General features: G+C 42.0%; 8 protein-coding genes and 2 pseudogenes. 5 read left to right on the plus strand and 5 right to left on the minus strand.

The window, feature by feature from the left end:
* Both LYNGBM3L_RS09860 and LYNGBM3L_RS09865 read right to left on the minus strand, forming a co-directional pair.
* Nucleotides 1–552, minus strand: a pseudogene (locus LYNGBM3L_RS09860) (DUF7507 domain-containing protein); the annotation flags it as partial.
* Between the two features lie 1,050 nt (nt 553–1,602).
* The gene (locus tag LYNGBM3L_RS09865; RefSeq protein WP_008181943.1) at nt 1,603–2,700 is read right to left on the minus strand and encodes a tocopherol cyclase family protein; all 1,098 of its coding nucleotides are present in this window, start codon (nt 2,698–2,700) and stop codon (nt 1,603–1,605) included.
* Nucleotides 2,701–2,995: 295 nt separating this feature from the next.
* Between LYNGBM3L_RS09865 and LYNGBM3L_RS09870 the strand changes: the two genes are divergently transcribed.
* From LYNGBM3L_RS09870 to LYNGBM3L_RS09885, 5 genes are all read left to right on the plus strand, one after another.
* The gene (locus tag LYNGBM3L_RS09870; RefSeq protein WP_008181944.1) at nt 2,996–3,196 is read left to right on the plus strand and encodes a hypothetical protein; all 201 of its coding nucleotides are present in this window, start codon (nt 2,996–2,998) and stop codon (nt 3,194–3,196) included.
* A gap of 775 nt (nt 3,197–3,971) precedes the next feature.
* Entirely contained in the window at nt 3,972–4,103 is a 132-nt protein-coding gene (locus tag LYNGBM3L_RS48530; protein ID WP_267872008.1) for a hypothetical protein, read from the plus strand.
* Between the two features lie 197 nt (nt 4,104–4,300).
* On the plus strand, nt 4,301–5,272 hold the full coding sequence (locus tag LYNGBM3L_RS09875) for a tRNA (5-methylaminomethyl-2-thiouridine)(34)-methyltransferase MnmD (protein WP_008181947.1): 972 nt from the start codon (nt 4,301–4,303) through the stop codon (nt 5,270–5,272).
* A 439-nt stretch (nt 5,273–5,711) separates the two neighbouring features.
* Complete coding sequence (gene glmU / locus LYNGBM3L_RS09880) at nt 5,712–7,082, plus strand: bifunctional UDP-N-acetylglucosamine diphosphorylase/glucosamine-1-phosphate N-acetyltransferase GlmU (protein WP_008181948.1); 1,371 nt, start codon at nt 5,712–5,714, stop codon at nt 7,080–7,082.
* A 221-nt stretch (nt 7,083–7,303) separates the two neighbouring features.
* Complete coding sequence (locus tag LYNGBM3L_RS09885; protein WP_008181949.1) at nt 7,304–10,576, plus strand: HEAT repeat domain-containing protein; 3,273 nt, start codon at nt 7,304–7,306, stop codon at nt 10,574–10,576.
* A 4-nt stretch (nt 10,577–10,580) separates the two neighbouring features.
* On the opposite strand, the gene LYNGBM3L_RS09890 is transcribed toward LYNGBM3L_RS09885, so the two are convergent.
* The 3 genes and pseudogenes from LYNGBM3L_RS09890 to LYNGBM3L_RS09900 all read right to left on the minus strand — a co-directional run.
* The gene (locus LYNGBM3L_RS09890) at nt 10,581–11,627 is read right to left on the minus strand and encodes a glycosyltransferase family protein (RefSeq protein ID WP_008181950.1); all 1,047 of its coding nucleotides are present in this window, start codon (nt 11,625–11,627) and stop codon (nt 10,581–10,583) included.
* Complete coding sequence (locus LYNGBM3L_RS09895; protein WP_229414418.1) at nt 11,570–12,259, minus strand: ArnT family glycosyltransferase; 690 nt, start codon at nt 12,257–12,259, stop codon at nt 11,570–11,572. The genes LYNGBM3L_RS09890 and LYNGBM3L_RS09895 overlap by 58 nt, the downstream gene beginning before the upstream one ends.
* Nucleotides 12,260–12,579: 320 nt before the next feature.
* Nucleotides 12,580–13,490: pseudogene (locus LYNGBM3L_RS09900) on the minus strand (isoaspartyl peptidase/L-asparaginase); the annotation flags it as partial.

Consider the following 13,490-nt stretch of genomic DNA (forward strand, 5'->3'; position numbering starts at 1 on the left):
TTCTCCGGTATTAATTCCTTCTTGTACAGGGGAAATAACTCGACCACCTGTTAACGCCCCTTGTAAATTACCTGTAGGATTACTACCAGCCTGGCAATCAAGACGGACATCAATACGAACAACTACCTGCTCTCCAGCTTCCAAGTTATCAATGGTTACTGTTCCCTCTAACTCAGAGCCAGACTGAAATAGATCGCCCGTTAATCCCTCGTTGGTGAGAGTAGCTGTACTGTCATTATCACCAATGTTGCCAGTATCGCCAGGATTTACTTCTACGTTAACAATGTCGCTGATAGCAGCACCTGATTGACCAGTTGTATCAGCTAAAAATGAAAAATCAAGTTCGATAGTTTGATTCGCATCTGCTGGATTCTGATCTACGGTAACTACAGCAAAATAAGAAACGATATCGTCACATTCAAAATCTCCAGCTTGTAAAGATTCAACGGTAGTTGTCGTTCCTCCATCACCGTAAGTTCCTCCTCCTGTACTGTGATCGTATGTCTCAGGATTTGCCGCTGCAAAATCAACTGAAAAATCACCACCAGCCATAATTTATTTCTCCTTTTATAACTATAAAATTCGTGAGACTTTCGTAGTATAAACCAACCTGCAAATCGTTGCAATTGATTGAGTTTTTGCAAGCCAAAACTAAAAAAATAAATCATGGTTAATTTGCAACTGTAACCAGTCATGCTTAATCATTGGCATCAAAGCCTGATATGCTAAGCTATTTAGGGCTAAAATTGCCCCATAAGCCATCTTTTAAATTCAAAAAATTTGAAAGCCAATATGTATATTAACCAGAAAAAAATTTTAGAGTCAAGCTGGACAATAAAAAACTCAACAAATATTAGCAATCTGAACACTTTATTTAGGTAATCATTGCTTTGTGAATTATTTGTGAGCATTGTCGTTGATAGTTTTTTTATGGGGGGTGACAGACAAGCTTAAATCCTTACTGGTTAATCAGTTCAGCCCATAGGTTAAATTGTACTCAAAGCCTTATATAGTAAGGTTTTTATGGCTCTTGCTACCTCAGCCTTTGAAAGTCAAGAGTCATATTAAATTTTTGAGTCGATCCGGACAATAAAAATTAAGTAATTATTCCGAAGTACTACGCTATTTGACGTAAACTTTGAATCTAAAAGCGATCGCGAGCTGACTTACTATAGCAGAAGTCAGAAGTCAGAAGTTAAACTATTGCCATACTGTAGTTTGAGACTTTTGTCATGTCCTAATTACCCTGGCGACTGCTATACTATGTGGATTAGTTGACTTTTATAAAATAAAAAATACCCAAGTATTAGTAGCCCAATAACACTATCAATAAGTAGCAAATTTGCCGATATGCTGGTGTTATATAATGTCGGCTAATTAGCCTTAATAAAAATTTGCCCCATCTCCCCATATGCCCACCCTCCCCGCGCCCGGGCCCCACACTCCCCAAGGGGTGCATCTCCTAAAAGCTGTTTGACCCGGTGGTGCGTTACGGGCAGCAACATAACCATGGCTACGAGGGAGAAAATGAGGGCTCCCCCTAACGCACCCTACCCAAGATTTTCAAATATGAGATGCACCCCTCCCCAAGGCAGGATAGTCTCACAAAACCCAAGGCAATTTAGCCGAAGAATTCCAAGGTTTCTCCCAAGAATCACCACCAACTTCTAATCCACATAACTTACTTTCAGCTATCAAAATCGGTTCAACGTTATCCCCACGTCGTTGTTTAAGTTCCAACTTCAGCTGACCTTGCATAGTATCTCGGCAAATGAAATTTAATCCCTTTTCCGTGGGAGCTCGTAGAAGTGTACCAGGTAAATCGGTTGTACCAGTTAACTCTACTTCATACTCACCATTGCGCCCTTGCATCTGCCAATTTCCCCAAGGCTGGATCTGCCAGGTTACTTCTGAATTCCAGGGCACGAATTCATAAAATTTACCTTCGTAGTGAATGCCAATCAAAGCAGCTGCTTCTGCCAACCCCACTACTTCCCGTCTACCACCACCAGCAGTTAGAGCCAGGTCTGGTTGATCGGTAAAACTGTTGCAATTGAGCCAAAACCACTTCTTAGGAAAAGCACGACCCCAATTTTTTTCCCCATAGGCCGGGACATTGGTAAAATCATAGAGCTTACCATTCCAATCAATCCAGCCAGTGGCTAAACCGTGGGCCATCAAGATTTGCCATCCTGGTTCAAATATCTGTAAAAACGAAAGCCAGCCAGCGGTTGATTGCTGGGCTTTTCCCAGATCTCCCCAGCCATAAATCGGTTTAATTTCATAGCGCCAATCACAATAGCCTCCGCTGGCTGGGTCCCGAATAAACCCTTGATTCAAGGTAGCTGTAGCCTGATATCCTTCCTTGATTTGATACTCAAATTTATCGGGGTTAAGGTATTGAGGAGTAATTTGTAATTTAGTTTTACCCCAATGTCCTAGACCTAAGGATTCCGATGACCCCCAAAACTCTTCCGGATGGGGAAAGGTACGACACAGATACTGATCATCAGGGCCTAGAATTTGGGCTGAACCACCACTATAGGGTTGACCACCAATGGGGTCTTCAATGGAATACATAAACGCAAAGGTCTGACCACAATTCGGTAAAGTCACCCGATAGTACCAACCTTCAAAAAAGCGTCCGCTCTTACCGTCCCAGTGATATCCGCTGTGGGGTGTTTGAAAAGGATCTGTCATAGACTAGGGTTTGGTTCGATTGAATTTTGATAGTCTCAGCTTAGGGAGAAACAGGATTTTGCCATTAATTCTTAGGCGTTGCTGAATCAGGGTCTGATTTGAGGAGTTGCGTTCCCGGGAGTAATAGCATCACATTTCTCGCCAGATAATCAACCCAAGTCAATCCTACTATGCAATGCCGATTAATGTCAGTAATAATTCTTAACATCAAAGGTACCCTCAAGGGTAATGTCAAGCCAGGGTTAGATTTTCTATGATCAATGTGTTGATTGAAATTAATTACAGCAAGAGGTAAATGATGAGTATAGCAGGAACATGGGGTCAATCTGAGGGTCAATCTGAGATTACAGTGGAGGATATGCAGGTTACTATCACTATGGGTACTCGTCCAAATGGGCGTGGTGTTGTGATCTGTAGTGACCCAGATGTAATACGAGTTAACTTCCCAGATGATCGAGTTTACCAAAAATTTGGGTTTAAAGCCCCGTCCTTATAGGACGGCTTTTTTTTAAATTAAGACTTGACGGTTTTATCGCATCGTGTTAAGATAAAAACCAATAATGTTATAGATAAACATAGTCTTAAAATAAGTAGATGATGTAAAAAATAAGCTAAGAGCTCAGCTTATTGCATAATCAAATCTAACGATTTGGATATCTACGAAAACATAAGATCAAGAAAAAGTTTATCGAACTTGTTAACTAGATTAGGTACGGTGGGGCACACCGAAACCTAGGTCATAGACTAAATACGCTTGTGGAGAAGAGACCTCTATTTTTCCTGGCTCCGGCCTGGTTAAACAAGTCACCTCGTTGAAGCAAGAATCCCCGTCCTTACAGGGCGGGGAGTGTCAAATAGGTACTCTGATTAATCAAAATCAAATACAGTGGGCCGGGATAGGAACATTAAACGCGAATAACGTTTGGACGAGGTAACAAGTTTAGGTAGTGGTAAAGATGTAGTGGTTTAGCTACTTGTTTACCACTACCGAAGTTTAGACCTCGGCGTTTGAGTCGTAAGTAATAAGCTGTTGTGCATTTAAAATGCACAACAGCTTAGTTAAGATCAGGACCCAAATAGTCTATCAAGCGAAAAAGTTTTTGCTACTCCAAATCCGAGGAAATGTGGCGACATTCTGGTAATTCACTATCTTAAATTTTGGGATGTTCCAGATCCTTCTCTGTGTAATTATTTAAATTATACCTTAATTCAGCAACGCCAATTCTTTTGAAACTCCCCGTCTCTTTAGAGCGGGGAGTTTCAATAATCCGATGGTGGGCAGTGCCTACCAACTAGAAGCGTTGAAAGTTAGCAGGTTACATGTTCGATGTTGGGCAAATAACCTACCCGACAGGAACGCCAAAGGCGAACAACCCCATCACCTTCAACCTTCAACATTTTAGAATTTAGAATTTAGAATTTAGAATTTAGAATTTAGAATTTGGGTAAGTATTCAGCTATCAGCCATCATCCTATGCGCTAGGCGCATAGGCTTAGATGGGCTTTTCCTCAGACTTTCAATTCTCATTAATCTCGAACTATTAAATTCTCCCGTTCGTGTAGCGTGGCTCACGGCTGACAGCTGAAGGCTGACGGCTGAATGCTTATGAATTTGGAATTCTACATTCTGCATTCTACATTCTGCATTCTGACAGACAACCTTCAACCCCATAACCTTCAACCTTTAAAATCCCTAATGCCCGATAACAAGGTATTCACACCGGAAATGACTGCTGATGGCTCATTTACCTTTTTTTGTTCAGAAATTGGTGAATCCTATCACAGCCGACAAGGTGCCATAGAAGAAGCCCAGGTGAAGTTTGTCAAACCTTGCCAACTAGCCCAAAAAGCCCAACAGCCAGTGCTACGGTTGTTGGATATCTGTTATGGTCTAGGTTACAACACCGCTGCTGCCCTAGGGGAAATTTGGACACAAAATCCCCACTGCCATGTCCAACTGGTTGCCCTAGAATTAGACTCTACCGTACCACAAGCTGCGATCGCTCAGGGTTGGCTGAATCACTTTCGTGATCCTATCCCCCAACTATTAGAGGCTCTGGCAACTACTGGACTGGTTGAAACCGAGCAATTCCAAGCTCAACTATATCTCGGTGATGCCAGAGAGACTATCCAACAGGTGCAACAAGGTAACTTCCAAGCCGATGCTATCTTTCTTGACCCCTTTTCCCCACCTAACTGTCCTCAATTATGGACCCTAGAATTTATTCAACACTTAGCCCAATGTTGCTCAGACACCGGTAGACTAGCCACCTACTCTTGTGCCGCAGCAGTTAGAATTGCCCTGATCACAGCTGGGTTTACGATTGGATCTACCATTGAAGTAGGAAATCGACAACCCGGTACTATAGCTAGCTTTACTGAAGCTAATTTACCTAGCTTATCAATCCGAGAGCAAGAACATTTGCAAACTCGTGCTGCTGTGCCTTACCGAGACCCGAATTTATCAGACTCAGCCTCAGGCATTTTACACCGACGCCGCCTAGAGCAGCAAAACTCTTTACTTGAACCAACCTCTCATTGGAAAAAGCGTTGGTTGAGAGTTGATAGTTAAGATCAGCTATCAGCTATCAGCTTTCAGCTTTCAGCTTTCAGCTATTAGCTGAAAGCTAATAGCTTTCAGTTATCAGCTTTTAGCTATCAGCTATCAGCTATAGCGCTACCCGCACGCTACTTAAGGTGCTTTTGAATAAAACAGGTAACCATTTGTTTAATCTGAGTTACGTCTGCTGACCACTGACCACTGACCGCTGACCGCTGACCGCTGACTGCTGACTGCTGACCTTATAATAAGTTAATTTTAAGCTAATTAGCAATTAATCAGAGTTTAATCGGTAATAATTCTATTTATTCTCCTAATAAATTCATCATTCTTATCCTGAATTGTTAATTCTCTCTCCTGCATCTTTAAAAAAACTGCCAATTTATGACATTGAACTCAGCTCAAGTCTTAGTATGATAGGGATGCAAAGATGGAAGCAAAAAGCTAATCTATGGTTGCAGTAGCAATTCTAGCGGCAGGACGCGGAACTCGCATGAAATCTGACCTGCCCAAAGTCTGTCACCGTTTGGGTTCACAAACTCTAGTGGAGCGAGTGCTCAACAGTTGTGTTTCTATTAACCCCTCACGAGTGATCGTGATTTGTGGCTATCAGAGTGAACGGGTAAAAGAAAGTCTGAGCGCCTACACGAATGTAGAATTCGTTGAACAGAAAGAGCAATTGGGTACTGGTCATGCCGTCCAGCAACTGTTGCCCCACTTGGCAGACGATACCGGAGACTTACTGGTCTTAAATGGTGATGTTCCTTTGTTGCGTCCCGATACCATTAAACGACTATTAGAAAGCCATCAAGCCCATAACAATGGCGCTACGATCCTAACTGCCCATTTGCCGAATCCCACGGGCTATGGACGGGTTTTCTGTGATAGTAACAATCAGCTGCAAGAGATTGTGGAACACCGGGATTGCACTGATGCTCAAAAGCAAAATAACCGCATCAATGCTGGTGTCTATTGCTTCAACTGGTCTCAATTGGCTTTGGTTCTACCAAAACTGTCTGCGGATAATGACCAAAATGAGTATTACCTAACGGATGCGGTTACCATGGTTAATCCAGTCATGGCAGTGGATGTGGAAGTAACCCACGAAATTCTCGGGATTAATGACCGTAAACAGCTGGCCATGGCTGAGCAGATTTTGCAAGAGCGGATTAAGGATGACTGGATGAAGGCCGGGGTGACATTAATTAACCCAAACAGTATCACCATTGATGAAACTGTCCAATTGCAACCTGATCTCACCATCGAGCCCCAAACTCATTTGCGAGGTAATACGGTGATTGGTGCTGGTAGTAGGATTGGCCCAGGGAGTCTGATTGAAAATAGCCAGTTGGGTGACAAGGTGACCGTGCTATATTCAGTGGTGAGTGATTCTGTGGTTCAAGATGGCACCCGTATTGGTCCCTATTCTCATATTCGGGGTCATGCCCAAGTAGGAGAATCCTGCCGTATCGGAAATTTTGTGGAACTGAAAAATACTCAGATAGGCGATCGCACTAATGCCTCTCATCTATCTTATTTGGGAGATGCTACCCTAGGGTCACGAGTGAATATTGGCGCAGGTACCATTACAGCCAATTACGATGGTGTTAAAAAGCATAAAACCCAGATAGGCGATCGCACTAAGACTGGTTCCAATAGTGTTCTGGTGGCACCACTAACTTTAGGAGAGGATGTCACTGTGGCAGCTGGTTCTGTGCTTACCAAGGATGTGCCAAACGATAGCTTGGTGATTGCTCGTAGTAGAAATCAGATCGTTAAACCCGGTTGGCGATTAAAGACCACTGAAGATTCCAACAGCTGAGCAAGGATAAGGGATGGCTGTAAGTTGATCAGGTTGTTAGGTGAATTACCAAATTGGGTTTTTCAAGAGGGATAAGATGGTGCATCTGATTAAAGCTGTTTGACCTGGTGAGTGGAATGGACATCTTGGCGTGGAATGGGCATCTTGCCCGTTCCAATTTTCAGACGGGCTGTCCGCAACTACGATAATAATTGTTGTTGACGGAAAATTGAGTTTGCCCTATGGCCTGGGAAATTGCTTCTGTTGTTGCTAAATCTGTTGCCCCTATTTTAGGGAGAAAAATTCAAACTAGGCTAACTCCTGCCGATATCCAAAAAGCACTAGAGGAAGCACTAAAAGCTGCTCTAGTGCGAGAAGAACCCTTGGTACCAGAGCAGCGCCTTTTTTATTATTCTGCTCCTGATGCGATCGCGCTTTTTCTGGAAGACTTTTTCCAACATAGGGAAGTACAGGAGGAATTACACAAACCCCTCCAAGAGGAGAACAAAGCACCATTAACCTCTTTACTTGTGGAGAAATTTAAGCAGGTAGCGTTAAACCATGCCCAGACTCAACCACAAGATAGCTTTGTTCTTCCCTGGATTGAAACCTTTGTCAAGACTTATACTGATAAAACCCGCAGTTATTTACAATTTCAACTAACTAAGGAAAACTATTTCTGGCAAATTTCCCACAGGATTGATAATGTTAAGTTTGCTGGGATGTTGGTAGCGACCCACCATGGAAACCATGCCCTTAAGCTTGACCAAATTTTTGTCATGCCTGAGGTAGAAGTGTTACATCATCCCAGTAGTCAGCGACCGTTAGAGTCGCGGGCTTTTCACCCTCAGGTAGCCTTACCCGATCAGTCATGGCAACCATTGCGTAGGCAAACGGTAAAAAAAACTCTTGCCCAATATTTATTAGCGGTAAAAACCTGGCAGGCTAACTCTGCTAAATCCCGGAACGTGATACTACTGGGTGCGCCTGGTTCAGGTAAAACCACCTTAATGAATTATGTTGCTGTAATGTTAGCCCAGAAGCAACCAGAAGCAATTGGGTTAGCGCCAGATATTGACTGGCTGCCGATTTTAATTGATATCCGGGATTGGGTCGAGTATTCAGATATCAGTATTCTAGAGTATGCACGGCAGTTTGCGGAAAAAAACCTATTACTGAAATCCCTGCCTAAAGGTTTCTTTGAACATTGGCTGGAAGATGGACGGACATTGATTTTGCTCGATGGACTTGATCAAGTTATAGAACCAGCAAAAGGTGAGCAAGTCGTAGGGCAAATTAAAGATTTTATCCAGCAATTTCCTAACAATTGGGTAATTATAACCTCCGATAACGACCGTTACTCTAACTCAAAGACCCCCTGGGAGTTTTTCTGGAACCAAGAATTTTCTCGCTATCAACTTCAGTCTTTTGATGACAGTAAAATTGAGGAATTTATTCAGCGCTGGTACTATAGTCAGATTCAAGACAAAGCAGAAGCACAACGACTGAAAGAAAGCCTGATCAACCTACTATCTGAGCATGATCAGATTAGAAACCTGGCAAGACATCCCCTATTGTTAACGATTATTACCCTAATTCACCGCTATCATTTCCGATTGCCTTTGGAGCGCTATCAGCTTTATGACCAGGCAGTAGACCTGTTATTAACCTCCTGGGATAATAAACCAGATATTAATAAACCAGATATTAATAAACCAGATATTAGTAATAATCAGACGCTGAAATATCTGGGATTGAATGATTGCAGACGATTGATGGAACGTCTCGGGTATTGGATGCATACCCAGGATAGTAAAAAGGAAAAAGATAAAACGGAGAAAGAAGGTAGGATAGTAATTAATCGAGATGAACTGATCGCTTGGTTTGGTAGAGAAATTAAAACCATGAAACAGATTCAGTTATACGAGGCCAAGGCAGAGGCAAAACGGTTGGTTAATTTAATTAGCGTTCGCGTAGCGGCTCCAAAGGAGCATCGCACTGGTATTTTAACACAACAAGGGTTGGATGGTTACGCCTTTATCCATAAAATATTTCAAGACTATCTGTGTGCTCAAGAAATTAACTATCAAGCCGATAATGAAGAAAATTTTGATATTATATTGACTCATATCCAAGACTATCTCCATGACTCCCACTGGCAAGACGTGTTGCTCCTACTAATTGCTCAGCTTAAACCAAAAAAAGCCGCTAAAGCAATTCAGGAAATTTTAAATCATGACAGTGAGTATGAGTCTTGGTTACATCGAGATTTATTATTTGCTGCCACTTGCCTTGCCGAAAATCCTCAACCCTTGAAGATAGCAGATAATTCCCTACTGCAAGAGATTTTAGCAGCATTGGTTACCCTAGCAGCCAGTGATTCACGGCGAGTTGGTTACCAAATTCATCAGCAAGTCTTTCAAACCCTTTCCGACTTGAATCAAACTGAGATTAAACTTGACGTTTTACAACTGTTGAAAGATAGAGCCAACTCTCAGAAAGATACACAATCCCAGGAACGCCAAGTCGAGTTAGGGCAAAACCAATTAGGGCAAAACCAGTTAGAGCAAAACCAATTAGGGCAAAACCCGACAGTCCTCAAAACCTTTTTGGCAGGGCTAGAAGATAAAAATAATACCGTGCGTCACCAGGCCAGTGAGATATTAACTAGTGATAGATTAACTAGTGTAACTAAATTAGACTATCCCGACTATTATCTCACTACTACCGAGCACACTAGTCTTCAAAAAAATATTCAGAACTTATCACTAAGCGCTATTGTCAGATTAGACAATACTTCAGAAAGCTTAGTAAATACATTGCTGAGCTGGCTAAAAGATGACGATGCTACCATTCGTTCTGAAGCAGCTTTAGCATTAGGTGAATTGGATCAGGTTTCTGAGCCAGTAGTGAATAGCTTGTTGATGGGGCTAAACGATAAAAATGCTCGTGTTCGTTACTCCAGTATCTGGGCATTGGGCAAATTGAAGCAGCATGGTAAAACCGTTGTGAGTGCCTTATTGACAAGGCTAAACGATCAAAATTCTCGTGTTCGTTGCTTGAGTGCTTCGGTCTTGGGTAAATTAGACCAGCATAGTGAAAGCGTAGTCAGTGCTTTAGTCACATCCCTCAAAGATAAAGATTCTGATCTTCGTTGTGCCGCTGCTACTGCTTTAGGTCAGTTAGGTAATGGTCAGTTAGGTAACCTTTCTGAAACAGTGATCAGTGCCCTACTACCACAGCTAGAGGATCAAGATTCTGATGTACGTTGTGCCGCTATTAAAGCCTTAAGCCAGTTGGGTAATTCTTCACAAGTTGTGATCACTGCCTTGCTGGGGTGCCTCAAAGATGAGGAGTCTGGTGTACGAGCCTCAGCTGCTGAGACCTTGGCTGAGTTAGGTAAACCATCTAGTTATGTGTCCAGTGCTCTTGTACAATGGATTGAGCTGCACCAAGCCTCAGACTATGTGGGTAGTGGAATTGATGCTCTGTGGAATTTGGAGAACCCAAAGTAGGTTATTAGTTATAGGTCAGATCATTTTTGGCAAAAATCACCATTCTATTCTGAAGAAAATCAATAGTTTTAGGATAAATCCATTCTGGAACCTTTGGAGATTCTTGGTCAAATACAATGTGATAAGGATAGTTTTCCTCTAAAAGATCGCTAAAAAATTTGTATAGGGAAGGATAGTCATTTTTAAGACGGACAATAAATCTTTTGTAGTAGCGGGAATTAACCGCAATATAGTCTGGTTTTCGGTCTTTCAATCTCTCAAGGTTATACCATTGTGTATCTTCTTCTCTATCTTCCTTCTCCCAGCGTATATGTGTTGACCACTGCAGGCGTGCCATGATCCAGGGATTATCTTTAAATAGACGGCTAAACTTTTTTTTACGCCCGCTAATATCTGGCATTATTTGTTCTGTTAAAATCACCCCTGGTATCTTACTAAATTGTGGAGAATAGGCACTCGATTCTATTGAACTTCCCTTTTCAATATTTGTTTTTACCCACTCTTGAGCTACCATTCGAGGGTCTTCTGTAAAACGCTTACCCACATAAAAACTGCAAATCAAGTTGTAACTTAAAATAACTAGTAAAAGTCCAATCATTAACCACCGATTTCCCTTGATTTTATTCCAGAATAGACCAGAAATAATTAAACCAAAAGGAACTATTGGCATGACGAAGCGAGTTTCCATTCTCGGAAAAGAGCCAAACTTAAAATAATATAATAAAAATACACTAAAAAGTAACAATATCCCTTTATGTTCGAGGGGTTTTTCCTTGTCTACAGCAAGACTATAAAAACAAAATAAGAAGCCAAGCAAAAACACTAACCATGATGGTAAACCGATAATTTCTTGGATGGCGACAACAAATTCCCCAAAACTATTCCCTTCTGCAATTCCCCCATAGACAGGGGTGACAATATAGTTGTACCAAAAATGCTCCCAAAAAGTATAATAGTCAAGTAAGGCAAAGGGATTGCATACCAAAAAACCAATTAATGACCATCGAAAGACCCAATAATAAGTTTTTTGTCGAACAGTGATTTTTTCCATTGCCTCCATGATCTCGAAGTCAAGGAAAGAACATGAGCAACAACAATTCCCATTCCTATTGCCAAACCATTATATTTAGTAGCTGTGGCAATTCCCGTGCAAAAACCAGCTATAACATAATCCGATAACTTGCCAGATAACAAAATATTTTGAGCGAAATAGAAGGATAATAACATCCAAAACATTACGGGAATCTCTGTTGTCAAAAAATGACTAAAGCTGATGAAGCCTGCGCTGGTAGCAAAAATAATTGTCACTAGGCGAGCTGGGAAAACCCCAAAAAACCTCTTGCAGATCTGATAGACTAAAATAATTGAACCTAAAAACAGAAAAACTGTTAGCATTCTTGACCAGAGGAGTTTAGCTGGATTAATATCATCGGCGGATAGATGTAGAGTATTGCCGATTAATTCAAAGGGTAAAACAGATAAAAAGTAAACAAAATAGGTATGAAAAGGTGGCTTCTGAAATGATTCGGGATTGAAAGGTAATTTTCCAGCTTGAAAAAGTTCTTTAAAGCCCATTTGGTCAGGATTCCATTCTTCCACCCATCCCCAATTAATCCCGTAGATACAGAAAACTAGACCCAAGAAAAGAGCAAATAGCAAAACCTTGTCTAATTTTTTGAGCATTTTAGCACTATTCATATCATGTCTGCTTGATTACTTACGATACAGCAGTTTTCAATTGGGTTAGGTACTTTCGTCTTGGGTTTTAGGGAGCAGGGACTGCAGTCGCTCTCAGAAAAAATGGCTAAAAGTATTGCTAGGCAACGCTTTTAGCCATTGAGATACTATTTAGTATAAAAAATCAATTATCAAAATCTCAAAGCTATAAACAATAGTAGTTTGAGGCGACTAAAGTATATAGCTTAGTCTAACAGGTACCGAAAAGCCATTAATAATAACTATCAAGATTTCAGCATCCTGTATCCGTAAGTTGTCAGATACCTTTAAATCGACAAAAATTCCACATCCTTAGTCATATTCAACGTATCCACAATCTTTTCCCCAGTATGATAAGCCGCTAGCAGAACTTCGCTAGTTTTGCCCCATGCGATCGCACCATTAGCATCTAGAGCGATAGCGGCAAAATCTCGCTGATTCTTCCGAGCTTCCTTAAATGAACGCTCCATTGCATTCACCAGGGATGAACCATCAGTGACTCGCACCACAATCCGTGCTGCTAGACACTCTTCCATAATGTCTTCCCCGATACCGGTGCAGCTCACTGCTGCATCAGCAGTAGCGTAATTTCCTGCTGGCATCGCCGAGTCGCTGACGCGACCAATCCGTTCAAAACCCTTACCACCAGTAGAGGTCCCTGCTGCCAGATGACCCCGGCCATCTAGTACAACCACACCAATGGTTCCCCGTCGAGCTTCAGAGCTCGTCACCAATTCGTCCTCAGCAATAACTCCCGCCATCTTATGGCTAAAATTGGCCTGCCTTTCTTGGAGCCACTCTTGTAACCGCAGCTTCGTCATAGGATTGTAAACCGGGAGTTGAAGGTCTCGTAACAATTCTGCCGCTCCATAGTCCGACAGCACGCGGTCATCGGAGCCTTGCAACGCTTCTGCCAGCTGAATCGGATGCTGCACTCGCGACACATTAATCACACCGCTGAAGCGTTGAGATTGACCTTCCATCAGGGACGCACTCATCCGGATTTGCCCATCTGATTGCAACACCGAACCGGTTCCAGCATTAAAGCGGGGGTCATCTTCTAACAGTTGGCAACCTCGGACAACAGCATCAGTCGCACTAGTACCGTTCACTAACAAGGCATAAATCTCCTCAATAATTGAGTGGAGGGACTTGCGAATCGCATCAGCCCTCCTTTGCCTTTTATAGAACTACCAGC

The organism is Moorena producens 3L, assembly GCF_000211815.1.
GTDB classification, from domain to species: domain Bacteria; phylum Cyanobacteriota; class Cyanobacteriia; order Cyanobacteriales; family Coleofasciculaceae; genus Moorena; species Moorena producens.

What these genes read in the sequence shown, in the direction of transcription:
- LYNGBM3L_RS48530 (WP_267872008.1), top strand. Translation starts at nt 3,972, where the DNA reads ATGGTGGGCAGTGCCTACCAACTAGAAGCGTTGAAAGTTAGCAGGTTA.
- LYNGBM3L_RS09865 (WP_008181943.1), bottom strand. Translation starts at nt 2,700, where the DNA reads ATGACAGATCCTTTTCAAACACCCCACAGCGGATATCACTGGGACGGT.
- LYNGBM3L_RS09895 (WP_229414418.1), bottom strand. Translation starts at nt 12,259, where the DNA reads ATGCTCAAAAAATTAGACAAGGTTTTGCTATTTGCTCTTTTCTTGGGT.
- glmU (WP_008181948.1), top strand. Translation starts at nt 5,712, where the DNA reads ATGGTTGCAGTAGCAATTCTAGCGGCAGGACGCGGAACTCGCATGAAA.
- LYNGBM3L_RS09890 (WP_008181950.1), bottom strand. Translation starts at nt 11,627, where the DNA reads ATGGAAAAAATCACTGTTCGACAAAAAACTTATTATTGGGTCTTTCGA.
- LYNGBM3L_RS09885 (WP_008181949.1), top strand. Translation starts at nt 7,304, where the DNA reads ATGGCCTGGGAAATTGCTTCTGTTGTTGCTAAATCTGTTGCCCCTATT.
- LYNGBM3L_RS09875 (WP_008181947.1), top strand. Translation starts at nt 4,301, where the DNA reads ATGCTTATGAATTTGGAATTCTACATTCTGCATTCTACATTCTGCATT.
- LYNGBM3L_RS09870 (WP_008181944.1), top strand. Translation starts at nt 2,996, where the DNA reads ATGATGAGTATAGCAGGAACATGGGGTCAATCTGAGGGTCAATCTGAG.